Source organism: Dysosmobacter segnis (assembly GCF_014297285.1).
In the GTDB taxonomy this organism is placed as follows: Bacteria; Bacillota; Clostridia; order Oscillospirales; family Oscillospiraceae; genus Oscillibacter; species Oscillibacter segnis.
Genome location: NZ_JACOQI010000008.1, coordinates 20,942 through 47,913 on the forward strand (window position 1 = coordinate 20,942; position 26,972 = coordinate 47,913).

Sequence of the window (26,972 nt, forward strand, 5' to 3'; positions counted from 1 at the left end):
ATTTGCCGGGATTCTGCAAATTTTTGGGAATGCTACGAAAGATAGGTCGATCTATCAAAACCGGATTGACAAAGCGCTTCATGAGTGGTACTGTAACCACATCTTACGAGAGGGGATGTGGACAGGATGATGAAGTTCTTCGATCATACTGTTGCAGCGGCTGCCAAGGCAGACGCCGTATCCTCTTGCGCCGCAAGCTCCCGCTCTATGATCGCCATTATTATGGACGCCATTATGGCGTCCATTTTTGTTGCCATTATTTCCATTATTGGCACAATTCCATATGGCTGGCGTGGGGTACAGAACGGTTGAGCTTGTAAGAAAAACGAGCCGAAAGCGGTCCCGCTGGTCAGCGGGGCCGCTTTTTTGTATAAAGAAAACCACCGGCAATGCCGGTGGTTACAAAGAGCTTTAGCTATGCCCAGAAAAAATATCCGAGCGAAGCGAGGAACAAGTCTGGAAAGCGGGCGATAAGGTGTGATTCAAAAAGACGGATAACCAGGGAGAAACGAAAAGCAAAATGCGCCAAGCCGCTATTTCAATAGCAGTAGGGCGCATCATGCAGTAGAAAGAAGATTCGATGAACCTATAGGTTCGGCTGGTAATAGGCCCCAAGGGGGCCTGTGCAAACCACCGGCACGGCCGGTGGTTATGATTTGCTACTTGTACGGGGAGGTAATCGACATGAAACTCACAGGCGCGCGGATCTTGATGGAATGTCTGCGGGAACAGAAGGTGGATACCATTTTCGGGTATCCCGGCGGCACGATTTTGAACGTGTATGACGCTTTATATGACTATAAGGAGATCACCCATATTCTGACTTCCCATGAGCAGGGGGCCGCTCACGCGGCGGACGGCTACGCCCGCAGCACCGGCAAGGTGGGCGTGTGCTTCGCTACCTCCGGCCCCGGCGCCACGAACCTGACCACCGGCATCGCCACCGCGTACATGGATTCCTCCTCTGTGGTCTTTATCTCCTGCAACGTGCCCCAGAACCTCATCGGTCGGGACGCGTTTCAGGAGGTGGACATTACCGGCATTACGATGCCCATTACGAAATCCACCTATCTGGTGCGGGATGTGACAAAGCTGGCGGACACGGTGCGGGAGGCCTTCGCTCTGGCCCGCAGCGGCCGCCCCGGTCCGGTGGTCATCGACATCACCCGGGACGTGACCAGCGCCGAGTGCGACTACGAGCCGCTGCCTCTGGAGCAGCACGCTGCCACCGGGCATCTGGCGTCTCTGATTCGCCGGGCCTACACCAGCAGCCTGAAAATGCCGGAGGCGGATCTGGATGACGTGGAAAAGCTGGTGGAGATGATTGCGGAATCCAAAAAGCCCATGCTGATCTGCGGCGGCGGTGTGGTCCGCAGCCGGGCCCACGAGGAATTCCGGCAGTTTGTCCGCCGGATCGACGCGCCGGTGGCCATCACCGTGATGGGTGGCGGCGGCGTTTCCGGCCGGGATGTGATGACTACCGGCATGATCGGGATGCACGGTTCCGTGGCCTCCAACATGGCCTGCGACAACTGTGACCTGCTGATCGCCGTGGGCTGCCGGTTCTCCGACCGGGTGGCGTTGAAGCCGGAGACCTTCGCGCATCAGGCCAAGATCGTCCATGTCGACATCGACCGGGCGGAGATCAACAAGAACGTCCAGACGGACCATCACATCATTGGCGACGCCAAGCAAGTCCTGAACCTGCTGCTGGAGCGCCTGCCCCAGTACGAGCATAAGGAGTGGAAGGACTTCGTGCTCTCCTTCCCCCGGGAAACGGAGTACGGCGAAAGCGAGAGCGTCCTGACGCCGAAGCAGGTGCTTTCCACCATCGCCCGGAAATGCCCTCAGGATTCCATCGTGGCCACGGACGTGGGCCAGCACCAGATGTGGGCCATCCAGCACCTGCATTTCGACTATCCCGGCCAGCTCCTGACCTCCGGCGGCTTCGGCACCATGGGCTTCGGCCTGGGGGCCGCCATCGGCGCCAAGCAGGGGAACTCGGACAAAACGGTGATCCACATCACCGGCGACGGCTGCTTTCGCATGAACGGCAATGAGCTGGCTACCGTGGCCTATTACGGGCTGCCGGTCATCACCGTGATCTTCAACAACCGGAATCTGGGCATGGTCCGGCAGTGGCAGAGCCTGATCTATGACCACCGGTATTCCCAGACGTCTCTGGAAAACCGCAGCCCGGACTTCGTGAAGTTCGCGGACGCCTTCGGCCTGAAGGGCCGCCGGGTCACCCAGCCCAGCGAGCTGGAGGAGGCCATCACGGAGGCGCTGGCGGAAAGCGCTCAGGGCCGGGGCTACGTCATCGACTGCGCCATCAACGCTGACGAGATGGTGCACCCCATGGTCAACGGCGGCCATCACATCACGGAATTCCTGCTGAGCTGAGGAGAGGAGGACAACATCATGGAAACGACATTACGCACCTTTTCCGTCCTGGTGGATGACGAACCCGGCGTGCTCTCCCAGATCTCCCGGCTGTTTTCCCGCAAGGGGTTCAACATCGAGTCTCTGGCCGTCGGCCCCACGGAGGAACGCGGCCTGTCCCGCCTGACGCTGGAGGTCCTGACGGACGACCAGCAGACGGAGCTTTTGTGCAACCAGCTGTCCAAAATGGTGCCGGTACATTCCGTCCGGCTGCTGGCGGAGGAACACTCCATCCGCCGGGAGATGGTGCTCTGCAAGGTCCGGGCGGAGGAGCGGAGCGTCCGCAGCGAGCTGATTCAGCTGGCCAACGTGTTCCGGGCCTCCATTCTGGACGTTTCCTCCATCTCCATGACCCTGGCGGTCATCGGGGAGGAATCCAAAAACGAGGCGCTGACGGATCTGCTCCGGGAGTTCGGTATTCTGGAAATGGTCCGCACCGGCATGGTGGCGCTGGAGCGGGGCCGGTACACCATTCAGGACGAGCGGAAGGAAACACTGGAATTCAATCTTGGAAAAATGCTGTAAATTGTGCATTTATCATTCATTTCAACACAAAACCATTATAAAAAGGAGAAATCTACCATGGCTAAGATGTATTATGAAAAGGACTGCGACCTGAACTATCTCAACGGCAAGAAGATCGCCGTGATCGGCTACGGCTCTCAGGGCCATGCCCATGCCCTGAACCTGAAGGACTCCGGCTGCGAGGTCTGCGTAGGCCTGCGGGAAGGCTCCAAGAACTGGGCCCAGGCAGAGGCCGCGGGGCTTACCGTCAAGACCGTTGCCGAGGCCGCCAAGTGGGGCGACATCGTGATGATGCTCATTAACGACGAGGTGCAGGCCGACGTTTACAAGAAGGATATCGCCCCCTATCTGGAGGAGGGCAACGCTCTGGCCTTTGCCCACGGCTTCAACATCCGCTACAAGCAGATCGTGCCGCCCACCGGTGTGGATGTGTTTATGGCGGCGCCCAAGGGCCCCGGCCACACCGTCCGCTCCACCTATGTTTCCGGCAAGGGTGTACCTTGTTTGGTGGCCGTGGAGCAGAACGCCACCGGCCGGGCCTACGAGATCGCGCTGGCCTACATCGCCGGCATCGGCGGCGCCCGGGCAGGCATCATGGAGACCACCTTCCACGATGAGACCGAGACCGACCTCTTCGGCGAGCAGACCGTTCTGTGCGGCGGCGTGGTGGATCTGATGCAGTGCGGCTTCGAGACGCTGGTGGAAGCCGGTTACGCCCCGGAGAACGCCTATTTCGAGTGCATCCACGAGATGAAGCTCATCATCGACCTCATCAACAAGGGCGGCGTGGCCGCCATGAATTACTCCATCTCCGACACCGCCGAGTTCGGCGAGTACGTCTCCGGCCCCCGGGTGCTGCCCCACGAGGAGACCAAGGCCCGGATGCGGGCGGTGCTGGCGGACATTCAGGACGGCACCTTTGCCGGCCGCTGGATCGCGGAGAACAAGAGCCGGGGCCGCACCTTCTTCAACTCCAAGCGGGACCAGCTGGCCAAGCACCCCATGGAGCAGGTGGGCGAGGAGCTGCGCCGCAACATGATCTGGGGCGGCGACAAGGACCTGGACACCGCCTCCAACTGACCGAGGGGAGGAGAAGCGTATGCGTTCTGAACAGATCAAGACCGGCGTAGAGCGGACGCCCAACCGCAGCCTGCTTTACGCGCTGGGCTATACCGATGAGGAGCTTGCCCGGCCCCTCATCGGCGTGGTCAGTTCCTATAACGAGATCGTCCCCGGCCACATGGGGCTGGACAAGATCGCCGAGGCTGTAAAGGCCGGTATCCGGGCCGCAGGCGGTACGCCGGTGATGTTTCCGGCCATCGCCGTGTGCGACGGCATCGCCATGGGTCATGTGGGTATGAAGTATTCTCTGGTGACCCGGGACCTCATCGCGGATTCCACGGAGGCCATGGTCATGGCCCACCAGTTTGACGGCCTTGTGATGATCCCCAACTGCGACAAGAACGTGCCGGGCCTGCTGATGGCGGCGGCACGGCTGAATATCCCCACCATCTTCTGCTCCGGCGGCCCCATGCTGGCGGGCCGCCTCAAGGATGGCCGCCGCACCTGCCTGAGCCACATGTTTGAGGCGGTGGGGGCGTATCACGCCGGAAAGCTGGACGAGGCCGGGGTGGCGGATTACACGGAAAACGCCTGTCCCACCTGCGGCTCCTGCTCCGGTATGTACACCGCCAACTCCATGAACTGCCTGACGGAGGCCATCGGCATGGCCCTCCGGGGCAACGGCACCATTCCCGCCGTGTACTCCGCCCGGCTGCGGCTGGCCAAGGAGACCGGCATGAAGATCATGGAGCTGGTGGAGAAAAACGTCCGGCCCCGGGATATTATGACGGAAGCCGCCTTCCACAACGCCGAGACCGTGGACATGGCGCTGGGCTGTTCCACCAACACCATGCTGCACCTGCCCGCCATTGCTCACGAGGCCGGGGTGGAGCTGGATCTGCGCATGGTCAACGGCATCAGCGACAAGACCCCCAACCTCTGCCATCTGGCTCCTGCCGGTGACACCTATATCGAGGATCTGGACCGGGCCGGCGGCGTCTGGGCCGTGATGAAGGAGCTGACCAAGGCCGGTCTGCTGGATACCTCGCTGCCCACCGTGACGGGTAAGACCGTAGGGGAAAATCTGGAAACGGCGGAGAATCTGGACACCTGTCTCATCCGCCCGCTGGAGGAGCCTTATTCCAAGACCGGCGGCATCGCCGCCCTGTTTGGCAATCTGGCCCCGGACGGCTGCGTGGTGAAGCAGAGCGCCGTGGCCCCGGAAATGCTGCGGCACAAGGGTCCCGCCCGGGTGTTCAACAGCGAGGAGGAGGCCATCGCCGTCATCTACGCCGGGGGCATCCGCCCCGGCGACGTGGTGGTGATCCGCTACGAGGGTCCCAAGGGCGGCCCCGGTATGCGGGAGATGCTGAACCCCACCTCCGCCATCGCCGGTATGGGACTGGACAAGGACGTGGCCCTCATCACCGACGGCCGGTTCTCCGGCGCGACCCGGGGAGCCTCCATCGGCCACGTCAGCCCGGAGGCTGCCTCCGGCGGCGTGATCGGTCTGGTGCAGGAGGGGGATCTCATTGAAATCGACATTCCCGGCCGGTCCATCCATCTGTGCGTGGAGGACGCGGAGCTGGCGGAGCGCCGGAAAACCTGGGTCTGCCCGGAGTCGAAGATCAAGAGCGGCTATCTGACCCGCTACGCCAAGCTGGTGTCCTCTGCCGACAAGGGCGCTATTCTGCAATGAGGGCGGAACTTATGCACACAGTTGAGGCATTAGACAGCCTGATTTTGTTCCGGCAGAAGCCGGACAGCCTTCTTCGGCGGCTTATGTCGTCGGAGGAAGCCATCCGCGTGGCCGCTCAGGGGGAGCTGGTGGCGCTGGCCGTGGAAAACGGCTGGCAGGGAGACCTGTGGCGCTGCTGCATTGCCCGGGAGCTGGTGTCAAGTGAAAACCCTTTCTCCCTCGCGTGGGAGCGGCGTTCCGGCGGACAGGACACGCTGAAAGCGCTGGCGCTGGCAGATATGAAGCTCTTTTTTGAGCTGGTGAGCGCGCCGCCGGAGGGCGGGGCGTGGCCGCTGCTGCGGAACTTCCGCCACGAGAGCCGCCGTACCGCAGATCGCGCCTCATTTATGGCGTTCAGCGGGGAACTGGCCGCCGCCGGTTCCCCGGAGGGGCTGCTGGACCGCCTGACGGCGTTCTACCAGACTCAGGGCGTCGGTCTGCTGGGCATGGGGCAGGTGTTCCGGGCCAGAAGGACAGGGGACGGCGCGGAGCTGGTCCCCGTGGAGGACCGTCCTCCTGTGCGTCTGGCGGATCTGGTGGGCTACCGGCAGCAGAAGGATCTGTTGATCCGCAATACGGAAGCCTTTCTGCGGGGGAAGGGCAGCAACAACGTGCTGCTCTACGGCGATGCCGGTACCGGAAAATCCACCAGTATTCAGGCCCTCGTCAACGAGTACGCCGATCAGGGATTGCGGCTCATTGAGCTTTACAAGGAGCAGTATGACCTGATTCCCGACATTCTGCGGCAGGTGAAGGGCCGCAATTATCGCTTTCTTCTGTTTCTGGATGACCTGTCCTTTGAGGAAAACGAGACCTCCTATAAATATCTGAAGGCCGTCATGGAGGGCGGGGCGGAGGCGCCGCCGGAAAACGTGCGGATCTGCGCCACCTCCAACCGCCGCCATCTGGTGCGGGAGGTGTGGAGCGACCGCGGCGATGTGGAGCACAACGGCGACATTCACCGCTCCGACACCGTAGAGGAAAAGCTGTCTCTGGCCAGCCGCTTCGGCTTGCAGATCTTCTACCCGGCCCCCACCTTCGAGGAATACCAGCAGATCGTCTCCGCGCTTTCGGAAAAGGCGGGGATGGATCTTCCGCCGGAACAGCTCCGGGCCGCAGCCGCCACCTGGCAGGTCCGCAGCGGCAGCCGTTCCGGACGGACGGCCCGGCAGTTCGTGGACCAGCTGGAGCATTGAACTGATTAGATGTAATTGCGAGGTCCTCTCGGTCCTTATTTCGGTGTATCTGCACGTTTTCGGGGAATGAAAACGGTATAAGCACAAGGGGCATAAAAGAAAAACACGGCATGCTTGCCGTGTTTTTCTTTGCGCTTTTTCACTCTAAGCCGCGCCATTATCAGAGAAATTCCGAATTTGCGGTAAAATGTGCGTCCATTTCCGCTTGCGCCTGCGCAAGGGCCTCCTCCGGCGTACAGACGCCGAGGACTGCCCGCTGCACATAGGCTGCCAGGATATTCTCCATTTGCAGCTCGCTGAAGTTGCTGTAATAGGCACTTCCACTCCGGCGCTGGGCGCTGGGAAAGCTGCGGCGGGCCGCAGACAGCCAAGGATACCGCTCCTTGATGTCCCGGTTGCTGTATGCCGAACGGCAGGGTGACAACCCGCCCAGTAAGGTGAACGCCGGTGCGGTCTGGTTGGAATACAGCCAGGACAAAAACGCACAAGCCGTTTCCGGGTGCGCGCAGCTTCGGGTGATTCCTACCACGCCGCCGCCTGACAGGGGCTTGCCGCCGGGTACCGGCGCAAAGCCAAGCTTGCCGGCGATGCTGGACATCTTGGAGTTTAAAATGTGGGAGGCATAGTTGATAAACACCACCGTCATGGCGGCGGAGCCGTCCGCAAAGCCTTCCAGCACGTTTTTCCAGATGTCATGCACAGTCCTGTCGGAGCAGGCATACGTTTCCCGGTAGTTTTTCAGGGCTGTCAAGGCTTCCGGGGTGTCGACAGTGATCCGGCCTTTGGTATTGAACAGCTTTCCGCCCTGCTCAAACAAACGGGGCAGAAATTCACTGGGGCTTACCACCACGTTGCCGATGGCTACGGTCGTACCATACTGCACAGGGGAAGCCGGATTGAGGCTGCGGGTGAAAAAGCCTGCAATTCGATTGTAGTCTTCAAAGCTCTTTGGAACCTCCAGTTCCCGCCGGTAGGCTTCAAAATACATTCGCTTGTAGGTGGGATCGCAAAACAAATCCCGCCGGTAAAACATAAGCTGTGTGCTGGGATCGTAGGGGACGCAGATGCGCTCTCCGTTGACGGAGGTATAGCTGTCTCCGAACTCCGGCAACGTCTGCGCCAGCAGACCGTCCCAGTCAAAGGGAATTTGATGGAGCGGCCGAAACAGCTTTTTAGCAAGCTCGTCCATCCAGGCCACATCCATCCGGATCAGATCATACCGTCCGCTGCCGGAGGATTGGATCACCTCGTAGACATCTCTCAGGGAAGGGAGCACCGTCAGTTCCAGATGAATCCCTGTGCTCTTTTCCAGATGCGGCAGCAGGCGTTTCAACGCTGTGGTGGAAGGGGACGCCATCGTGAGCATCCGCAGGTTTGATTCTGTCAACTGCGGCACCGGTACCTGATTTCGAAAACCATTGTTCTCCATAAAAAGGGTCGGCGGCAGGGGGGATCGCGTTTCCAGACGTGCCAGCAGAGCCTTAACGATCCGGTGCGCCAGACGCTTGTAATCCAGCTCATATGCCAACGCCAACGGATCGGTCACAGCAGACCGGGGGGCAGCAGACACGATCAGCGGCAGCGGCCGACGGCTGGCATAAGCACAGGCCGCCCGGACAGTCGATTCCCGGCGTTGATCCGTGCATACGATGGCATCAAACGGTTCGTCCTCTTCAAAAAGCTCAAAGGCCCGCAGATCCACCTGATGATTTGGGCAATCCAGAACACTTGTCTCATCCGCGCAGACCGTCCGGAATCCATTTAGAAACAGCGCGGTATCCGGAAATGCGGCGGGCTCTGTAAAAATACCAATCCGCCGCAGTCCTTTCCGCCGCAGATGCCAGGCGATGTCTGTTCCCATTCGCTCGGGATCGAATGCGGCATACATAACATTTTCGAGTGCACGGCTTTCCCGAGAAAGGAGTACAATTGGAAGCTCCGGGGCCTCTGCCCGATAATACGCTGCGGCATCCAACAGACACGAACGGCTGATGACCGCGCTGACCCGCTCAGCCAGAGCGGCAGCCAGCAGTTCTTTCTCGGTGGTCTCCATAGAGCGGGTGGAATATAGCTGAACTGAATAGCCGTGCCGGATAAACTCGTTCTGGAACACCTCATACATGGCCGCCCAGCGGCGGTCCTCAATGCTCGGCAGAAGCACCGCAATGCTGCGGTCCTGCCCCTGCCGGAGGCTTTGTGCCTTGCTGTTGACCTTGTAGCCCAGCTTCTCCGCAGCCTGCCACACCAGTTGTATCTTCTCCACGCTGACGTTGCCCCGGCCGTTGATAACGTTGGAGACCGTCCCGTGGGAAACACCCGCCTCTCGGGCAATATCTTTGATGGTGGGCATACGTCATCCTCCCCCTATGCTTGTGATACATTTATTTTACTATGATTTTGCTGCTGCTTCAAGTCAATGGGCGCAAGAGCGCACTGTGCAATGCGCCGATTGTTGTTCATATTATATATGCATAGCGACGAAAACTCATTCAGATTTTGCGAAATGTCAAAAATCTAATTGACACGTTCCAAAATATTTGGTACGGTATAGATACAGAAACGCACCGCGTTTTCCTCAAAATCAATATGATGAAAAGGAGCTGTGTCCCATGAAGAAGTTTTTGAGCTTAGCACTGGCGCTGACTATGGCGCTGACTCTGGCCGCATGCGGCGGCAAAACGGATACCCCTCCCGCAGACACGAATGACGGCAGCACCGCAGGACAGACCGGCGGCAAGCTGGTGGTCTATTCCGCACTGAACGAGGACAATACCATCGCCATCGCAGACCAGTTCAAGAAGGATACCGGCATTGAGATCGAGTACATCTCTCTGGGCGGCGGCGATGCCGTGGCCCGTGTGCAGGCAGAGATGGCCAATCCAAAGGCAGACATTCTGGTAGGCGGCTCTGTGGACCTGTATGGCTCTTTGGCCACCGCAGGTGCTTTTGAGGCATATGACTCTCCCAACAATGACAGCCTGGATGCCCGCTTTAACGATCCCAATCATTTCTGGCAGGGCTGGTACATGGGCGTTCTGAGCATCATCATCAACGAGGAGCGCTTTGAGAAGGAATTGACTCCCAAGGGTGTCAAGATGCCGGAAACCTGGGATGATCTGCTGGATCCCAACTATAAGGACGTGTTCGTGTGGGCCAACCCCACCACGGCCGGCGGCGCTTACATCGCCACTGCCTGCCAGATCTTCCGCTTGGGCGAGGACGCTGCGTGGGATTATCTGAAGACTCTGGATCAGAACGTACATCATTATTATAAGGGTGCCGGCGATGTCATCAGCCCTGTGGCTACCGGTGAGTTCATCGCCTCCATCGCCTGGGCTCATGATAGCTTCAAGATCCAGCAGCAGGGCTATCCGCTGAAGCTCATCATCCCCAAGCAGACTGCTTATGAGATCGGCGGCTCCGCCATCATTAAGGGTGGCCCCAACACCGAGAACGCCAAGGTGTTCATCGACTGGCTGCTAACGAAGGAAGCGCAGGAACTGAGCGTTGCCACTTCCTACCGTTATCCTGTCCGCACCGATGTGGCAGCCCCTGCCGGTTTGCCCACTCTGGAGGAAGTAGACCTTGTTGACTATGACCGTGATCAGGCCGCTTCTATGAAGGAAGCCGTTCTGGAGAAGTTCGACGCTGAGATCATTTCCAACCGCGCCTGATTTCGTTCCTTCATTCTTCTTTGGGCCGCCTGCCTGCGCTGTGGGCAGGCGGCCCATGCTATTTTTAGACACCCTATACTTTCAACGAACCTCTTTTATCACCTTATCGGAAGGAGCTGATCCTTATGGCCTCCGGTGTTGCGCTCCGGGAATCGGTCAAAGAAATGAAGCGGCTGAAAAACGAACCGCTTTTAATGCTGGCCATTATCGCGATTATCCTTTTCGTTGGATTCTTCGTGGTATACCCGGTGATCCGGGTTATCACGTTCCCCAGCGGACAGGACTATATGCAGCTGTTCCAGAAAGCCCGCTGGTTCACAGCCCTGAAAAACAGCCTGTTCATGACCCTGATCTCCACGGTGTCCTGCACGGCGGTGGCATTCCTCTTTGCATACGTTATTGCCCGGTTGGATGTTCCCTGTAAGGGCCTTTTCAGATTTGTGACGCTGCTGCCCATCGTGTCCCCGCCTTTTATCGTGGCACTGAGTTATATTCTGCTTTTCGGCGTACAGGGTATCGTCACCAAACAGCTTCTGGGGCTGCATGTTGATATTTATGGTCGCCTGGGCCTGTGGATCGTCCAGACCGTCACGTTTTTCCCGTATGCCTATTCTGTCATTTACGGCGTGATCCGCTCCATTTCCACCAATTTGGAGTACGCGGCCTATAACATGGGCGCTCCCCGCTGGCGTGTATTCAAGGATGTCTTCTGGCCGCTGTGCCGCCCCGGCGTGGCTGGCGGCGCATTGGTGGCTGCCATCAATGTACTCACCGACTTCGGCAATCCCCAGATGATTGGCGGAGACCTGGCCCTGTTACCCACAGAGGCCTATATGCAGATCTCCGGTTGGTACGATATGAAGACCGCCTCTGTGCTGGCGGTGGCACTGCTGGTCCCTGCGGTGGTGTTATTCCTGGTGAAGAACTTCTGGGTGGGCAAACGGTCTTATGTGACGATCACCGGCAAGGAGATCTCCTTGAACCCCTTCCCGGTCCCCAAGTGGGTCAAATGGGGGCTGTTCAGCCTGACGATGCTGATCTCCCTCTTTATCCTGCTGGTCTACGGCACGCTTTTCTACGGCGCGTTTACCAAGACCTGGGGCTATGACTGGTCGCTGACCATGAAGAATATCCAGTATGTATTCCTGAAGGGAAAGCAGATCTGGAACTCGATCCGCTATGGCTTCCTGGCTTCTCTGGGAGCTTCGTTCCTGGCGATGGTCCTGGCCTACATCGTGCAGAAGAAGCAGGTGGGCATTAACCGCCTGTTGGATTTCCTGGGTATTCTGCCCGGCGCCATTCCCGGTATGTTCCTCGGCATCGGCTTCGTGATGGCCTTTAATGCGCCGCCCCTTGAGCTGACGGGAACCTCCGTGATTATGGTTCTGGCCCTGCTGTTCTGGAATATTCCCACCTGTTACAGCTCTGCCACGGCGGGGCTGCAGCAGATCGGCGCATCTGTGGAGGATGCGGCGCTGAATCTGGGAGCCAACAGCTTCCGTTCCTTTAAGGACGTCATCATTCCCTTGCTGAAAGCGCCCTTTATGTCCAGCTTTGTGTTGTCCTTCCTGCGGTCCGTCACCTGCCTGAGCGTGGTGATCTTCCTGTATGCGCCCTCTACTACTGTGGGTACCATCTCGGTTATGGTGCTGGTGCAGAGTGGACAGTACGGTGAGGCGGCAGCCTTTACCATCGTACTGATCACCATTGCGTTCACCGTTTTGAAGCTGGCGCAGTGGGTTTTGGGTAAGCAGGGCATTGAGCTGGAATTGTAAACAGGAGGCGAAGAGATATGAGACCTTACATTGAATTTAAAAATGTTGTTAAGCAGTTCGGAAACTTTACGGCACTGGATCATGTGTCTCTTGAGATCCCAAAGGGTGCTTTTGTGACGCTTCTGGGCCCCTCCGGCTGCGGTAAAACGACCCTGATGCGCCAGTTGGCCGGCTTTTCTGAGCCGGAATCGGGCGATGTGCTGGTAGACGGCAAACGGATGAACGGACTGCCGCCTTTTAAGCGCAACACCCCTCTGGTGTTCCAAGAGTACGCACTTTTTCCCCATATGACTGTCTATGAGAATATTTCCTATGGCCTGAAGCTGAATAAAACTCCTAAGGAAGAGATGGACCGCCGGGTTCAGGAAATGCTGAAGATGTTTAACCTGGTAGGGCTGGAGAAGCGATTCCCCAAGGAGATGTCCGGCGGTCAGCAGCAGCGGGTGGCCTTTGCCCGGGCACTGGTGATGGGCCAGGAGATCCTGCTTCTGGACGAACCCCTTTCCAACCTGGATGCCAAGCTGCGTGTGGACGTCCGCACGGAACTGCGGCAGATCCAGCAGAAGCTGGGCATCACCACTATCTATGTTACCCATGACCAGGATGAGGCACTCTCCATGTCCGACATCATTGCGGTCATGCGCAGCGGACACATCGAGCAGATCGGCTCTCCTTGGGAGATCTATTTCCGGCCTGCCAACCGCTTTGTGGCAGATTTCGTGGGCACGGTCAATTTCCTGACCGCCAGAATTGTGTCTGCTGAAGGCGGCACTGTTGCCGCTGACCACAACGGGATGCTCCTCCAGATTCCCACGGAGGTCCCTGTGGAACCTGGCGAGACCGTGACGCTGGTGGTGCGGCCGGAGTGCATCCGTCTGGCGGAACCCGGGGAGTCTGTGCCGGAAGGGAAGAGTCTGGAAGGTCAGATCGAAAATTACAGCTTTCTGGGCCGCATAATCCGCTACTGGGTGCGGGTCGGTGAGGAACAGTTTATTATCGACGATGCCAATGTGGACCTGAGCGGAGCCAGAAGTGGAGCCGTGCAGCTCTGTCTGGATACCCGAAAGCTCCACATCCTGAAGGATGGAGGGAGCCATGACACTTGATTTTATCAATGTGGGCTATGGGGATGCCATTTTGATTCGTAGCGGCAGCTTCACCATGCTGGTGGACTGCGGCGATTGGACCGTCGGCGATGGGGGGCCTGATTCTCAGCGGATCTCTGCCGCGGACTTCCTGCGGCAGGAGGGAATAGATACTCTGGATCTGCTGGTGCTGACCCATCTTCACAGAGACCACAGCGGCGGTCTGACGGAATTGCTGGAGTGCGTTGCGGTCAGGAGCTTCCGGTGCAACTATCTTCCGGACAGAATCTTCTGGGGGAAACGTGTACCGGTACCGGAGGGGTTTTCCGCCGGAGCCAGATGCCTGCTGGAATCTCTGAATGTATTCTTAAGCGCACTTGCGATTATGGAACAGCAGGGAACAGAGGTTTCTCTTGCGTCCCCCGGCACGTGGCCGCTGACACCGGAACTGACGGCAGAATGCTTCTTGGAAGCGCAGCCTATTTTTGAGCGTCAGGCCGCCATCTGGCAAAATGTGCTGGAAGACCGGGCCGACAACAGAGAGCTGGAAGAGTTGGACGGCTTTATCAACAACACCAGCATCCGCCTGCGGCTGATCTGCAAGGAAACTGCCGTGGAGCTGCCCGGCGATATGTATGCCGACTGCTGGGAGAAGCATGAGATCCCGCCCTGTACACTTGTCAAGCTACCGCATCATGGCCACCGGGATTCCATCACCCCACATCTGCTGGATATGCTGGCCCCGAAGACGGTTGTGATCTCTGTCTCCAACACCCGTACCGATGATTGTCCCGCTGCCTCCGTCCTTCAGATGGTGCGGGAGAAGGGCTGCGCGTTGTATGTTACAGATGCGATCCCAGATAGTAACGGGCACGTGAGTAACCATCTAGCCATTCATTTTGATATCTAAACCGGCAGTTGCCTCCGCTGCGTTCAAGCCGGATCAAAAAGTCAGCGATCGATTAAAATACTACTACCGCCAAAACGAACAGCGTATAAAATTACCCTGCCGATTCCGGCCAATGTCAGTAAGTTAAGCTGACAAATCCTCCTACCCTCAGAAATGAGAGGGTAGGAGTTTTTTTCGTAATAATTCAAAACAGGGCTTGACAAAAGCATCATTTCGTGCGGCCATTTTGCTAACTTTGGTTAGCAAAATGGCCTTTGTAGTTAGAAGCGTGTTCCGACACGCCAAACTACGAGGAGGCTTACTTGTGAATCCAAAAACTGTAAAAAAAGCACTGAAAGATGCAATTCAAGCTACGAATCTGGATGCATCCGCTTTCCCTTTACATGATATTAAGAGGCTTTATGCGATGCGCTGGGGTATTGAGAAGCTAACGCAGAAATCTTCTGCCAGCTTCACCTGTAGAGTAGCATAATTCATGTGATTTGAACATTCTTTTTAAAGCGGATTTTCCGATCCGCTTTGTTGTCATGCCCTGATGTCGCAAAAAACAGCACACAGCTTGCTTTCGCTTTGCTGTGTGCTGTCTTTGTGAGGTTCCTTACTTGCTAACTAAGTGACATTGGCCGAAACCGGCAGGGTAATTTTGTGGGCTGCTTATTTTAGCGGTCAAGCACGGTGATACGAAAGCGCCCCGCTGTTACAGGATCAGACCGAAGGCGATATAGAGGGCCGCTGTGCACACCGCAGTCACCAGCGCGTAGGGGAGCTGCGTTTTTACGTGAGAATACAGATCGGTGCCCACGGACATGGAGGACAGGATCGTGGTATCGGAAAGGGGAGAGCAGTGGTCGCCGAAAATGCCGCCGGACACCACTGCGCCGATGGTCAGCAGGATATTGCCGTTCATAGCCACTGCCATGGGGACTGCAATGGGCATCATGATGGAGAACGTGCCCCAGCTGGTTCCCGTGCAGAAGGCCATCAGCGCACCCATCAGGAAGATGATGGCCGGGCAGAAGGCACCGTCAATGCTGTCACCCAGCAGGCTGGCAAGGAACTGGCCGGTTCCCATTCCCTTGATGACCCCGCCGATGGAGAAGGACAGCACCAGAAGGATCACCAGACCCATCATGCTGCTGACGCCCTTCATAACGCTGTCGCCGAACTCCTTGGCGGTCATGATCCCCTGCTTTGTATACATGACGCACATAATGAGCAGTGTGATAACAACAGAGTAGAGGATCGCCGTGGTTCCGTCGCCCGCCGCCAGATTTCCTCCGCCGGTGACCAGCAGGCCGATGAAAGCGCCGCCGATCAGGGTGATGAGCGGGAACATCATGTTCCACTTGTTCTCTTTGCCTTCCTCCACCAGTTCCTCAAAGCCGTCATTGTCGTTGAGCAGCGGCGTTACTCCATCATCATACAGCTTGCCGGTGTTCCGCACCCGCAGCTCTGCCTTTTTCATGGGGCCCCAGTCTTTTCCAGTGACAATATAGAACAGCACGAACAGCAGGGAGAGGATGCTGTAAAACTGGAAGGGAAGGCTCCGGATCAGCAGATTCATAGGCTCGCCCTGGATATATCCGGAGGCGATCTCCGCGGAGATCAGGCCCATCAGCATAGCGCCCCAGGAGTTCAGGGGAATGATGGCGTTGACGGGCGCGGAAGTCGCGTCGCAGATGTAGGCCAGCTTTTCACGGGAGACCTTGAATTTGTCGATCAGCGGGCGGGTCACCACGCCGGTGAACATGATGCTGAGCAGACCGTCGATAAAAATGATGATGCCGATCACATAGGCGATGAGCATCGCCATCCGCGGGCTCTTCACGCGCTTGCTCTGCTCGGTCAGGTAATTGACGAAGCCCTTGACGCCGCCGGAGATGCGCACCAGGATCACAAACGCGCCCATCAGCGCCGTGAACAGGAAGGTTTTCAGATTTCCGGTGTCGGCGCAAACACTTAAAATGCCGTTGACGCTTTCGTTGATGGCGGCAAACGGATTCCATCCGCAAATAATCAGTTGTCCGGTAAAAATGCCCACCAGCATGGCCAGCGGCACCTTCCGCGTCGCAATGGCCACTGCCAGCGTCAGAATCGGAGCAACCAAAGTCAAATAGCCGTAATCCATAAGTTTTTCCCTCTTTCTCGATCAATACTGCGCAAATAAGGAGCCGAGCCCGCCTGTATGCAAATAGCAGACGGGGCCGGACACTTTTTCCTGTTCGATCCAGTCCATCATCCCCACCAGGACCTTGCTGGTATAGACGTTTTCGATGAAGATCCCCTCACTGCGGGCAAAGGACAGGACTGCCTGCTGGCTCTCCTTTGTGTTTTCACCCCAGCCGCCGCCACGGTAGGCGTCTGTGATCTCTGCCGCCTGTTCCACCGACACATCCATGGGGAGACCGGTGATCTCCTCCGCTTCGGAGATGGTGGAGCGGATATGCGCCGTCAGCGTTTCCCGGTCATCCTCGACGCTGACGATCACAATGCGGAAGGGCTGGCCCATCAGCTGATTTCCGTAGATCAGCCCGGCCGCGACGCCGCCGTTTCCGCCAGGGGCGAAAATCGTCATGCGGCCAATTCCAAGATCCTCGCACTGCCGCTTCATTTCCACCACTGCGGCGGTATAGCCCAACGCGCCCCGGCCGGTGGTCGCGCCGTTGCGGACCACATAGACCTGTTCGCCGGCGGACTGGTAAGCGGCGGCCAGCTCCTCCATGCGGCGGTTCCGAACCGTGCCGTCACAAGGGCCGAGGAAGTGTATTTTGGTACCCAGCAGCTCCTCCAGCAGGAGATTTCCCTCTTTGCGGGCTGGCTCCGCCGCGTTGATGATAAGCTCACAGTCCAGCCCGGCCTTGGCACAGGCCGCCGCGGTCAGAGCGCATAGATTTGACTGCTCCGGTCCCGCTGCCAGGATTTTGGAAGCCCCCTTGGATCTGGCTTCCCCTAAGAGGAACTCAAGGCTGCGGATCTTATTTCCGCCCGGACCGACACCGGTCATGTCGTCCCGCTTGATGAGGAGGCTGACATCCTTTCCTGAGGGCTGGTAATGCATGGGGTGCAGGGGCGTTGGCATAGGCATGAGCGGCACGCGGTCTGTCTCACGCAGAAAACGTTCAATCGGTTTCATGCTCTTTCTCCAATTAGCCAAGTAGTAATTTACTTGCTTAAAGAATAACAGGCATTTTGCCGAATGTCAATCTTTTTCGGGGGCTCGCCGCCAATTACCATGAAACGCACAGAAACCTCCCGGACCTGCTTCTGTTTATTAGAAGATATACGCAATCGCGGGCGCTTTTTTCTTGTTTTGGGGGCGCTTGCGGTTGTGCGTGCTTCGGAGGGTCTGAACAGTGTTAGAAAAGGGATAGAAGAGGGAAGGGCCTGTATTGCCCCGCTGTCACATCGTTTCCGCTGCGCTTTCGGGATGGTTGGACTGACGGTCCGCTTCGTGAGGGCGGGCATTCCGCCGATGTCCGATAGGCAGGTGCATACGCATAGTATGTATACAAATACAAATATACTGTATAACATTTATGTTTGCTTATAGCACCCACTATGCGCTTATACGCATGAAACACAAATGCTTCCAGTGTATACAGCCATATTCTCGTATATATTTACAATAATTGAATAATTATACAAATTTTTGCAAATTTGCTATTGACTTTCAGTGTGAGAAAATATACAATCCGTTCATCCGAAGCACACAAACGGTGCAAGCGAGAAGGAGGAGAACGCCATGGGCATTACAGAGATATTTTTGAACTACTACCAATACTTCCTCCGAGGAACGCAGACCACCGTCATCGTTTCCCTGATCACCGTTCTGCTGGGCACGGTCCTCGGCTGTCTCATCGCGCTGCTGCGATTGTCAAGATTCAGGCTGTGCTCCGGGTTTGCCAAGCTGTATATCACCGTCATCCGGGGAACGCCGCTTCTGGTGCAGCTGTACATCGTTTACTATCAGCTTCACTTCATTCCGTGGCCGGAGGGTTCCATTCTGGGCGTGGAGCTGGCGCGGGTCATGCCCTGCATCCTGGCCCTGTCCATGAACTCCACAGCTTATGTGGCGGAGGTCATTCGTTCCGGTATTCAGGCGGTGGACTTCGGGCAGACGGAGGCCGCGCTGTCCTGCGGTATGACCCGGACGCAGGCGATGGTGAACATCATCCTGCCGCAGGCGGTCAAGAACATTCTGCCGGCGCTGGGCAATGAGTTTGTGACCATGATCAAGGAGACGTCCATCATCCAGTACCTCGGCGTCGGCGACCTGATGTACAACAACGGCATCGTCGTCACCGCCACCTACAACCCGCTGCCTTGCTACTATATTTCCGCGATCATCTACCTGACCCTGAACATCGTGCTGGGGAAGGGGCTGGATCTTTTTGAGAGGAGGATGAAGTGCAGTGACCGCTGACAACGTTCTGTTTGAGATCAAGGGACTGAAAAAGAATTTCGGCGATCTGGAGGTCCTCAAGGGCATCCACACCACCATCCGAAAGGGGGAGGTCGTGGTGGTCATCGGGCCCTCCGGTTCCGGAAAGTCCACCTTCATCCGATGCCTGAACCTGCTGGAGACCCCCACGGAGGGCCAGATCTTTTTTGAGGGCAGCTGCATCACCGACAAGGGCTACGCCGTCCATAAGCACCGGGAAAAGGTGGGGATGGTGTTCCAGCAGTTCAATCTGTTCAACAACCTGACGATCCTGGAGAATGTGACCATCTCCCTGAAAAAGGTAAAGAAGGTCCCGGCACCGGCGGCAGAGGAAAAAGCCAGAGCGCTGCTGCGGCGCGTCGGTCTGGAGGACAAGGCGGATGCCTATCCCGCTCAGCTGTCCGGCGGACAGAAGCAGCGGATCGCCATTGTCCGGGCTATGGCGATGGAGCCGGACGTGATGCTCTTTGACGAGCCCACCTCCGCGCTGGACCCGGAAATGGTGGGGGAGGTGCTCTCGGTCATTCAGGACCTTGCAAAGGAGGGCGTCACCATGGTCGTGGTCACCCACGAGATGGGCTTCGCCAAGAAGGTGGGGACCCGTATCCTCTTTATGGACGGCGGCGTGATCGCCGAGGAGGGAACGCCCCAGCAGATCTTTGAGGACCCCCAGAATGAACGGACCAAGGACTTCCTGTCCAAGGTCATCCATGTAATCTGAAACAACACAGCCGCATCAAGTGGCTTACAAAAAAATTGGAGGAATTTATTATGTTAGGTACGATCAATCCCGAAATTCTGTTTCTGCAGCAGGAAGACCAGATCAAGGCCGGTCTTTTGGATATGAAGATGATCCTGAAAATCACGGAGGATACCTATAAAATGCTGGGGCAGGGCCAGATCCAGAATCCCCCGAAGGTCCATCTGGGCATCCCGGAGGGGACGGAGTGGGAATCCTTCTTCAACACCATGCCCAGCTACATCGGCGGCGATCTGAATATCGCCGGTATCAAGTGGGCCGCCGAGTCCAAGAAGAACGCCACCACCCCCGGCATCCCTTACGGCATCGACATTTCCATCCTCAGCGACCCCGTCACGGTCCTGCCCTTCTGTATTCAGGACGGCACCATCATCACCGCCATGCGGACCTCTGCTGTGGCGGGCCTGCAGGCAAAATACTGCGCCCCCTCCGACACGGATACCGCGACGCTGATCGGCGCGGGCGTCATTGGCCGGACCATGATCATGGCGATCTGCGAGGCGATCCCCACGGTCAAGACCATTTACCTCTGCGATTTGGATCTGGAAAAGGCAGAGCAGGTGGCCAAGGAGTCCGAGGGCAAGTACGGCGTGACCATCATCCCCACCTCCGACAGCAAGACGGCAGCGGCAAAGTCTCAGCTGATCGTGGGCGAGACCACCGCCAGAACGCCCTTCATCGACAAGAGCTGGGTGAAGCCCCACAGCGCCATCGTCTGCGTCTCCAACGAGGCCACGACGGACGTGGTAAAGGCTGCGGACGTGAATGTGGTGGATTACTGGAAGCAGATCATCACCTTCAAGAACAAGGCCATCACGCAGGTGTTCGACGCCGGTGAGATCACCAAGGAGGAAGTGCTGGAAACCAGCGACCTGGTGCTGGGCAAGCCCTGCAGAACCTCTGACGAGCAGTTCATTTACGCCTGCTCTCTGGGTCTGGGCGCGCTGGACATCACCGTGGCCTACGCCCTGTACCAGAACGCGGTCAAGCTGGGCCTTGGCACCAAGGTCAAGCTGTGGGACAAGCCTCTGTGGGAATAAACGCCCCGGTCGAAAACGAGAAGAGGAGAGAATAGCATGAAAAAAGCGATTGCTTTGCTGCTGGCGTTGGTAACGCTGCTGTCCCTGACGGCCTGCGCCGGCAAGGAGGATGCGGCCTCGTCTGCACTGGATCAGATCAAGCAGAAGGGGGAGCTGGTGGTCGGCACCTCCGCGGACTACCCACCCTATGAGTTCCATACGGAGGTGGACGGGAAAGACACCATCGTGGGCTTTGACATGGAGATCGCCCAGGCCATTGCCGACAAGCTGGGTGTATCCCTGAAAATTGTAGATATGTCCTTTGACAATCTGCTGATGAGCCTTGCCAATGACGAGTTCGATCTGGTCATCGCCGGCCTGACCGCGGATGAGGAACGGCGCAAGACCACCGACTTCTCCGATCCCTATCTGGAAGCCAAAAACCTGATTCTGGTGCGGGCCGAGGATGCGGACAAGTACGCCAGTCTGGATGATCTGAAGGGGGTCAAGGGCGGCGCGCAGACCGGCTCCAAGCCCTATAACAACTGCGTTACCTACTGCGGTGAGGAGACCACGGTCGGCCTTGCCAAGGTACAGGATCTGGTCATGGAGCTGGAGGCCGGAAAGCTGGATGTCGTATTTCTGGACTACATGACCGTGCTGTCCTATGCGGACGCCAAGGAGGATCTGGCCGCCGTGGATCTCGGCATCCCGGAAACCAGTGACGGCTACTCCATCGCCGTCAAGAAGGGGAACACGGAGCTGGCCGAGTTCATCAACGGCGTTCTGGCAGAGCTGAAGGAGCAGAACACCATCGAGCAGTTCATCGTAGAGGCCAAGAAGCTGGAAAGCGCGGCGGAGTAACGCCGGAATCAACGATTCAAATTTGAGCTGACACAACAAAAAGAGCCGCGTCAGCGGCTCTTTTTGCGTATTATTCTTCCGGTTTGGCTGGGGGGTCACCGATCACGCCGCCGTCCGGCAGGGGGGAGAGGAGTTCTGCACCGAGCGTGGGTTCCGGCGGCAGAGGGGGGGTCTCCGCTGCCTCAGGCTTGGGGACCGGGGGACGGAAGGTGCCGTCCAGCTTCTGAAAACAGCGCCGGTAAGCCGCCGTATCCGGCGGATAGGGGGTGGGCCGGTAATCGTTCCGGGTGGAGACGCTGCTGACGCAGCAGGGAATATAGGACATCTCCCACGAACGGTCCTCGCCGCTGCCGGACACGGTGAGCTGGGCGATGACCGTATCCTTGTCCGAGGGGCTGCGGTTGCCGCCGAAGCAGAAATTGCCGATGCTGTACAGGATCACGCTGCCCTGATAGGCTTCTATGGGCTGTAAAACGTGAGGGTGGGTCCCCACCACCACATCCGCGCCGCCTTTCACGGCGGCATGGGCCAGCGCCGTCTGCCGCTTGGTGGGGACGTAGGTTTTTTCGGCCCCGGCGTGCATGAAGGCCACAATGATATCCGCCCCCTCGTCCTTGAGCCGTTTGCAGCCATCCTCCATCTGCTTGGCGGAGCCGTTGAAGGGGTGGACGTAGGCCCCTAGCCGCAGGGTGTCCCCATTGCCGTGGCGCAGCTCGAAGCACTGCTCCTGATTGCCGGGGATCCCGGCAACGCCGTATTCCGCCAGTGCGGCCTCAGTGTCCCGGAGGCCGGCGTCACCGAAATCGCGGGTGTGGTTGTTGGACAGGGTGACAGCCTCCACACCGCCCAGCACCAGAGCCTGCACATAGTTGGGATCGCCGCAGAAGGCGTATTCCGAGTCGGACTCCAGACGGCGGGGGGAAAAGGAACATTCCAGATTGGCCAGCGTCAGATCATCAGCCAGCAGAAGCTCCGCCACGTTGGAAAAGGGATAAGCGTAATCGTCCCCCACCAGCTTTTCAAAGTGGTTGGTGTGGTGGCTGGAGGTCAGGGTGCAGTCCCCCAAAAAGGAAATGACAAAGGGCGCCGGTTCAGCTGAGGGTTCTTCTTCCTGCGGCGGGGCCGGGGGAAGCTCCGGCTCCGGGGAGACTTCCGTTCCCGCAGAGGTGTCCGGCAGAGTGGCTGTTCCCCCGGAGGGAACGGACGCGTCAAAAGGGCGGAAGTGCCAGAAAAGCGTCCCCGCGAGAAAGCCGGCGGCAAAGATCAGGACAAACAGCAGAAACGGCGGGCGCTTCCGGGGCAGTTCCCGTTTTCCGCGCATGGAGACCTCACTTCCTTTCTGACCGGTCAGCCGCGCCGTGACGGAACGCGCTGATAGGTGTGTTTTCTCATCGCCGCTGCCGCCGGGAACCGCAGGTTTCCGGTCATTGCCGCGGTTATTCCGCATTATAACACGTTTTTCGCCAGACGGAAAGATGGTCGTAAAAAACAAACATAACTCTGTTATCCCCGTTTGCTGTCGAAACGGGGATAATTTTTTGCTATAATTTTTGAAACCATGTAACCTGACTGCCCCAAAGGGTGCTTATAGGGGTGAAGGTCCTTCAATCAAAACCGGAAGGAGATGAACGCCATGGATGACCGCAGCATCGTCGCGCTGTACCTGCGGCGTGACGAGACAGCCGTCCGGCAGACCGCCGAGAAATACGGCAGCCGTCTGCGCACGCTGGCCTACGGGATCGTCAATGATCTGCAGACGGCCGAGGAGTGTGAAAATGACACCTACATGGAGGCATGGCGCACGATCCCGCCCCATGAGCCAAGCGATCACTTCTACGCCTTCCTCGCCCGGATCACCCGCCACATTTCCCTGAACTGCTGCCGTGACCGCAGCCGTCTGAAGCGCAGCGCTTTTATCTGTGAGCTCAGTGCGGAAATGGAGCAATGCATCCCGGCGCCTGATGACAGCTCGTGCCGCATGGATGATCTGGCACTTCGGACGGCCATCAATGACTTTCTCGGCAAACTGGATGAGGAAAAACGGAACATGTTCGTCCGCCGGTATTGGTATCTGGACTCCGTGGCCGACATCGCCAAGCGCTATGGCATATCCGAAAGCAAGGTGAAAACAACGCTGTTCCGCTGCCGCAACCGGCTGCGGGAGCATCTGAACAAGGAGGGTTACACAATATGAGAGGAAATGAACTGTTAGATAAACTGGAACGGATCGACCCCGCCTACATCGAAGCGGCGGACACCGCGCCGAACAAGCGGAAAAGCGTCTGGGCGAAGTGGGGAACGCTGGCAGCCTGCCTCTGCCTGGTCTGCGTGCTGGCCGTCCCCGCCATGGCGGCCTTCAGTCCGGCATTTTATGAGTTGCTGTACGCTGTCACCCCCGCCACGGCCCAGTTCTTCAAGCCGGTGCAGCGGTCCTGCGAGGACAACGGCATCCGCATGGAGGTGACGGCGGCTTACATCCACGAGAATACCGCCGAGATCTATCTCTCCATGCGGGACCTCACGGGAAAGCGTTTCGATGAAACGGTGGACCTTTTCGACAGCTATCGGCTCCACACGCCCTTTGACTGCACGGGCCACTGTAAGCTGGTCAACTACGCCCCGGACACCCACACCGCCACATTTCTTGTGACCCTTGAGCAGTGGGACCGGCAGAGCATCGAGGGTGAGAAGCTGACGTTTTCCGTTCAAAAGCTGTTGAGCGGTAAGAAAAGCTGGGAGGGTACCCTTGACGGCGTGGATCTGGGCGGCAGCCTGACCTCCGCCACGCAGACGGTCCAACCCCGGGGTCTGAGCGGGGACCTGTTCGGCTCCGACGGCGGAAAAAGCGTGACGGTGCTGAAACCGGGTGACGCGATCGCATCTCCCGTGGACGGCGTGACCCTGACGGGGATCGGCTATGTGGACGGATGGCTCCATGTGCAGGTGTATTACGCGGACATCCTCAAAACGGACAACCACGGCTCTATTTCTCTGGTAAACCGGGAGACCGGCGAGCAAATTGAGTGTGACGGTTCGGCGGCCTTCTTCGATGATGCGGGGACGGGCAGCTATGAGGATTATGTGTTCACCGGTATTGAGGCCTACGCCCTTGACACTTACGCGCTGTACGGGATGTTTGTCACATCCGCTGGGCCTGTGGAGGGAAATTGGAGCGTGACGTTCCCGCTAGAGAACACCGCGGGCAACTGAGGGACCGGAGCGTACCCAAACCGGTTTCTTCTTCATTCTTCTGTTTCACTGTCCTATAGCGGCAAAAATCCGACGCTTTTCAGCGTCGGATTTTTTGTGGGAGAAAGCCCATACTTTCCGGAGACTGTGGAGGGGGCAACAGGCGCAGACCGCTTCTGCCTCGTCACCCTCACAAAGGGTGAAGCAACCCCCGCTCCTCTCACCGGGACGCAGTTCCCTGTGCTGGCCATCTCGCCCGGCCTCGGCTGTTTGACAGGCCGGATAAAGGCGTTCCTTCTGTAATTTTACGGCCAGAAAAGGCAGAAAAATACGGATGATGTTTACACTTGCGGATAAAACCGGTATAATTACATACAAACCGCAACCGTTATAGACAAAGAAGCCTGTTGAAGCGCATCGGAGGGCGGAACCATGCCGAAACCGAAATGGAATCTGAATACCATTTACATATCCGAGCGGCTGCAGGAGAGCCTGCGGCCCATCTCCCGCTGCGCCATGACCACCGTGGTCGCCCCCATGGGCTACGGAAAGACCACGGCAGTGAACTGGTATCTGGAGGAGCGCGCCAAGGCGGAAACCCTGAAAATGATCCGCATCAGCGTATACTCCGACAACCTCGCCATCTTCTGGAAAAGCGTACAGGAGGCGTTTGCCCCAATGTCACTTAGTTAGCAAGTAAGGAACCTCACAAAGACAGCACATAGCAAAGCGAAAGCAAGCTGTGTGCTGTCTTTTGCGACATCAGGGCATGACAACAAAGCGGATCGGAAAATCCGCTTTAAAAAGAATGTTCAAATCATAAGAATTATGCTCTTACTACATTTGACTACATTGCTCCCAAAGATCCCAAGATGTATGATTTGCGTTTCCGTGTTGTTCGCTTCCGAATTTCTGGTGGATGCTACGAGACCGTCTATACGAATCTTGATTCAGAGACTTTTCCCATTGGAAAAATCAAAGAACTTTACCGTCTCCGTTGGGGAATCGAAACTTCCTTTAGAGAGCTTAAGTATGCCATTGGGCTATCTTGCCTGCATGGCAAGAAAACGGACTTTTTACTACAAGAGGTTTTTGCGCGATTGATCCTATATAATTATGCTTCGCTTATTGCGCGGAAAATACCCGTCCCACAGGAAAAACAAATCAACTTTACCACCCTTCAAATCTATAACCATTATAACACAATAGATTTGGGGGTGGTAAGGTTGGCTACGAATTATTCCATTTTCAGAAATTTCCTATACTTTTGACCCCGGCATCATGACATTGCCAGAATTCTGGACACATGAAAAATTGAATTAGGTGCACATGGATGCCTCTCTGAATTTTGTAGGAGGCATCCATTTTGTTTTCTCTTGGATTCTTTCGTTGTTGTAGTAATTTATGTAGCCGTCAACAGCCTTGGCAAATGTTTCAAAAGAGGAATACTCTTTTTCATGCCCGTAGAACATCTCGTTTTTCATCCGTCCAAAGAAGGTCTCCATGATGCAATTGTCGTAACAGTTGCCCTTCCTTGACATGGATTGAATGATTTTGTGATCTTTAAGTGCCTGCCTGAAGTACACGTGCTGGTACTGCCACCCTTGATCAGAGTGAAAGATCAGGCCATCTACAGAGGGAAACTTCGTAAAGGCGCCGGCCAACATTCTCTGGATCTGTTCCATATTGGCACTTTGAGATAAATCATAAGAAATGATTTCGTTTGTGTTCATGTCGAGTATGGGAGAGAGATAACACTTCCCCCACGAAAAACCGAACTGAGATACATCGGTAGTCCATTTTTGCATAGGAGCTGTCGTGCTGAAATCCCGGTCAAGGATATTCTCAGCAACCTTGCCGACCTCGCCCTTGTAGGAATGATACTTTTCCTTTGGGCGCTTTCCTGCCAACCCCATAGTGTGCATAAGCCGTTGTACCCGCTTATGATTGACCTTGTGGCTGCGCTTTATCAGTTCCTGATATACTCTTCGCACACCGTAGCGGCCTTTATGCTGTGAGAAAATGTCCTTGATTTCATCTGCCAAGCAATGGTTTCGAACAGCAACTTGATCGGCCTTGCTCAACTCAAAATAATAGGTAGACCGTGCCATCTGCATAGATTTCAACAGATATTTCAATTGGTATCCTTTTTCACGCAGCTCTTTGATGATCGCTGCTTTCTCGCCTTGAGTTGCGCTGCGTGCCTCTCTTCTCTCAAGGCGATCTCTTTTTTTATAACTTCATTCTCCGCCTTTATGGACGAGGCAGAATAAAAGGAAGTCATAAAAGATG

At 56.9% G+C, this 26,972-nt stretch carries 24 protein-coding genes; 19 read left to right on the forward strand and 5 right to left on the reverse strand.

The features are described 5' to 3' along the window. The first annotated feature begins 117 nt into the window (after window positions 1-117). The 6 genes from H8Z83_RS09505 (at window position 118) to H8Z83_RS09530 (ending at window position 6,963) form a co-directional block, all read left to right on the forward strand. On the forward strand, window positions 118-312 hold the full coding sequence (locus tag H8Z83_RS09505) for a hypothetical protein (protein WP_187014806.1): 195 nt from the start codon (window positions 118-120) through the stop codon (window positions 310-312). 372 nt (window positions 313-684) lie between these two features. Continuing rightward, the gene (ilvB, locus tag H8Z83_RS09510; RefSeq protein WP_187014807.1) at window positions 685-2,403 is read left to right on the forward strand and encodes a biosynthetic-type acetolactate synthase large subunit; all 1,719 of its coding nucleotides are present in this window, start codon (window positions 685-687) and stop codon (window positions 2,401-2,403) included. Between the two features lie 18 nt (window positions 2,404-2,421). Next, window positions 2,422-2,967, forward strand: coding sequence for an acetolactate synthase small subunit (gene ilvN, locus H8Z83_RS09515; protein WP_187014808.1), 546 nt, complete (start codon window positions 2,422-2,424; stop codon window positions 2,965-2,967). Window positions 2,968-2,985: 18 nt separating this feature from the next. Continuing rightward, window positions 2,986-4,047 (forward strand): ketol-acid reductoisomerase, encoded by a 1,062-nt coding sequence (gene ilvC, locus H8Z83_RS09520; protein WP_366464095.1) that lies wholly within the window; start codon window positions 2,986-2,988, stop codon window positions 4,045-4,047. A gap of 19 nt (window positions 4,048-4,066) precedes the next feature. Further along, window positions 4,067-5,728 carry a dihydroxy-acid dehydratase gene (gene ilvD, locus H8Z83_RS09525; protein WP_187014810.1) on the forward strand — a complete coding sequence of 554 codons (1,662 nt, stop codon included), beginning with the start codon at window positions 4,067-4,069 and terminating at the stop codon, window positions 5,726-5,728. Between the two features lie 11 nt (window positions 5,729-5,739). Beyond that, window positions 5,740-6,963, forward strand: a complete 1,224-nt coding sequence (locus tag H8Z83_RS09530; protein WP_187014811.1) for an ATP-binding protein — start codon at window positions 5,740-5,742, stop codon at window positions 6,961-6,963. Between the two features lie 160 nt (window positions 6,964-7,123). Here H8Z83_RS09530 and H8Z83_RS09535 read toward each other — a convergent pair whose 3' ends face one another. Further along, window positions 7,124-9,313: an extracellular solute-binding protein gene (locus tag H8Z83_RS09535; RefSeq protein ID WP_187014812.1), complete on the reverse strand. Its 2,190-nt coding sequence runs from the start codon at window positions 9,311-9,313 to the stop codon at window positions 7,124-7,126. 259 nt (window positions 9,314-9,572) lie between these two features. Between H8Z83_RS09535 and H8Z83_RS09540 the strand changes: the two genes are divergently transcribed. The 5 genes from H8Z83_RS09540 (at window position 9,573) to H8Z83_RS09560 (ending at window position 14,879) form a co-directional block, all read left to right on the forward strand. Continuing rightward, window positions 9,573-10,637 (forward strand): ABC transporter substrate-binding protein, encoded by a 1,065-nt coding sequence (locus H8Z83_RS09540; protein WP_187014813.1) that lies wholly within the window; start codon window positions 9,573-9,575, stop codon window positions 10,635-10,637. A gap of 125 nt (window positions 10,638-10,762) precedes the next feature. Beyond that, complete coding sequence (locus H8Z83_RS09545) at window positions 10,763-12,412, forward strand: ABC transporter permease (protein WP_187014814.1); 1,650 nt, start codon at window positions 10,763-10,765, stop codon at window positions 12,410-12,412. Window positions 12,413-12,429: 17 nt separating this feature from the next. Further along, entirely contained in the window at window positions 12,430-13,518 is a 1,089-nt protein-coding gene (locus H8Z83_RS09550) for an ABC transporter ATP-binding protein (RefSeq protein ID WP_187014815.1), read from the forward strand. Beyond that, window positions 13,508-14,407, forward strand: a complete 900-nt coding sequence (locus H8Z83_RS09555; protein ID WP_187014816.1) for a ComEC/Rec2 family competence protein — start codon at window positions 13,508-13,510, stop codon at window positions 14,405-14,407. The genes H8Z83_RS09550 and H8Z83_RS09555 overlap by 11 nt, the downstream gene beginning before the upstream one ends. Before the next feature lie 304 nt (window positions 14,408-14,711). Next, a complete protein-coding gene (locus tag H8Z83_RS09560; RefSeq protein ID WP_187014817.1) occupies window positions 14,712-14,879 on the forward strand; it encodes a hypothetical protein in 168 nt (55 codons plus the stop codon). 225 nt (window positions 14,880-15,104) lie between these two features. Here the strand turns inward: H8Z83_RS09560 and H8Z83_RS09565 are convergent, their stop codons facing one another. Next, entirely contained in the window at window positions 15,105-16,535 is a 1,431-nt protein-coding gene (locus H8Z83_RS09565; RefSeq protein ID WP_187014818.1) for a Na+/H+ antiporter NhaC family protein, read from the reverse strand. Window positions 16,536-16,556: 21 nt separating this feature from the next. Further along, window positions 16,557-17,540, reverse strand: coding sequence for a 1-aminocyclopropane-1-carboxylate deaminase/D-cysteine desulfhydrase (locus H8Z83_RS09570; RefSeq protein WP_187014819.1), 984 nt, complete (start codon window positions 17,538-17,540; stop codon window positions 16,557-16,559). Between the two features lie 609 nt (window positions 17,541-18,149). Between H8Z83_RS09570 and H8Z83_RS09575 the strand changes: the two genes are divergently transcribed. The 4 genes from H8Z83_RS09575 to H8Z83_RS09590 are packed head-to-tail and all read left to right on the forward strand — an operon-like array spanning window position 18,150 to window position 21,491. Continuing rightward, window positions 18,150-18,830 (forward strand): amino acid ABC transporter permease, encoded by a 681-nt coding sequence (locus tag H8Z83_RS09575; RefSeq protein WP_207732034.1) that lies wholly within the window; start codon window positions 18,150-18,152, stop codon window positions 18,828-18,830. 7 nt (window positions 18,831-18,837) lie between these two features. Continuing rightward, entirely contained in the window at window positions 18,838-19,569 is a 732-nt protein-coding gene (locus tag H8Z83_RS09580; protein ID WP_187014923.1) for an amino acid ABC transporter ATP-binding protein, read from the forward strand. 50 nt (window positions 19,570-19,619) lie between these two features. Next, entirely contained in the window at window positions 19,620-20,648 is a 1,029-nt protein-coding gene (locus H8Z83_RS09585; protein ID WP_187014820.1) for an ornithine cyclodeaminase family protein, read from the forward strand. Between the two features lie 36 nt (window positions 20,649-20,684). Then, window positions 20,685-21,491 (forward strand): transporter substrate-binding domain-containing protein, encoded by an 807-nt coding sequence (locus H8Z83_RS09590; RefSeq protein WP_187014821.1) that lies wholly within the window; start codon window positions 20,685-20,687, stop codon window positions 21,489-21,491. A gap of 70 nt (window positions 21,492-21,561) precedes the next feature. Here H8Z83_RS09590 and H8Z83_RS09595 read toward each other — a convergent pair whose 3' ends face one another. Further along, window positions 21,562-22,938: a CapA family protein gene (locus H8Z83_RS09595; RefSeq protein ID WP_187014822.1), complete on the reverse strand. Its 1,377-nt coding sequence runs from the start codon at window positions 22,936-22,938 to the stop codon at window positions 21,562-21,564. A gap of 186 nt (window positions 22,939-23,124) precedes the next feature. Between H8Z83_RS09595 and H8Z83_RS09600 the strand changes: the two genes are divergently transcribed. The 4 genes from H8Z83_RS09600 to H8Z83_RS09615 all read left to right on the forward strand — a co-directional run bounded on the left by H8Z83_RS09600 (window position 23,125) and on the right by H8Z83_RS09615 (window position 25,951). Further along, window positions 23,125-23,685 (forward strand): RNA polymerase sigma factor, encoded by a 561-nt coding sequence (locus H8Z83_RS09600; protein WP_187014823.1) that lies wholly within the window; start codon window positions 23,125-23,127, stop codon window positions 23,683-23,685. Next, window positions 23,682-24,701, forward strand: a complete 1,020-nt coding sequence (locus tag H8Z83_RS09605) for a DUF4179 domain-containing protein (RefSeq protein ID WP_187014824.1) — start codon at window positions 23,682-23,684, stop codon at window positions 24,699-24,701. Before H8Z83_RS09600 ends, H8Z83_RS09605 begins: the two co-directional genes overlap by 4 nt. A gap of 411 nt (window positions 24,702-25,112) precedes the next feature. After that, window positions 25,113-25,373, forward strand: coding sequence for a hypothetical protein (locus H8Z83_RS09610; RefSeq protein ID WP_187014825.1), 261 nt, complete (start codon window positions 25,113-25,115; stop codon window positions 25,371-25,373). Window positions 25,374-25,552: 179 nt separating this feature from the next. Next, complete coding sequence (locus H8Z83_RS09615) at window positions 25,553-25,951, forward strand: transposase (protein ID WP_187014826.1); 399 nt, start codon at window positions 25,553-25,555, stop codon at window positions 25,949-25,951. A 48-nt stretch (window positions 25,952-25,999) separates the two neighbouring features. On the opposite strand, the gene H8Z83_RS09620 is transcribed toward H8Z83_RS09615, so the two are convergent. After that, window positions 26,000-26,851, reverse strand: coding sequence for an IS3 family transposase (locus tag H8Z83_RS09620; protein WP_187014924.1), 852 nt, complete (start codon window positions 26,849-26,851; stop codon window positions 26,000-26,002). Window positions 26,852-26,972 lie beyond the last annotated feature (121 nt).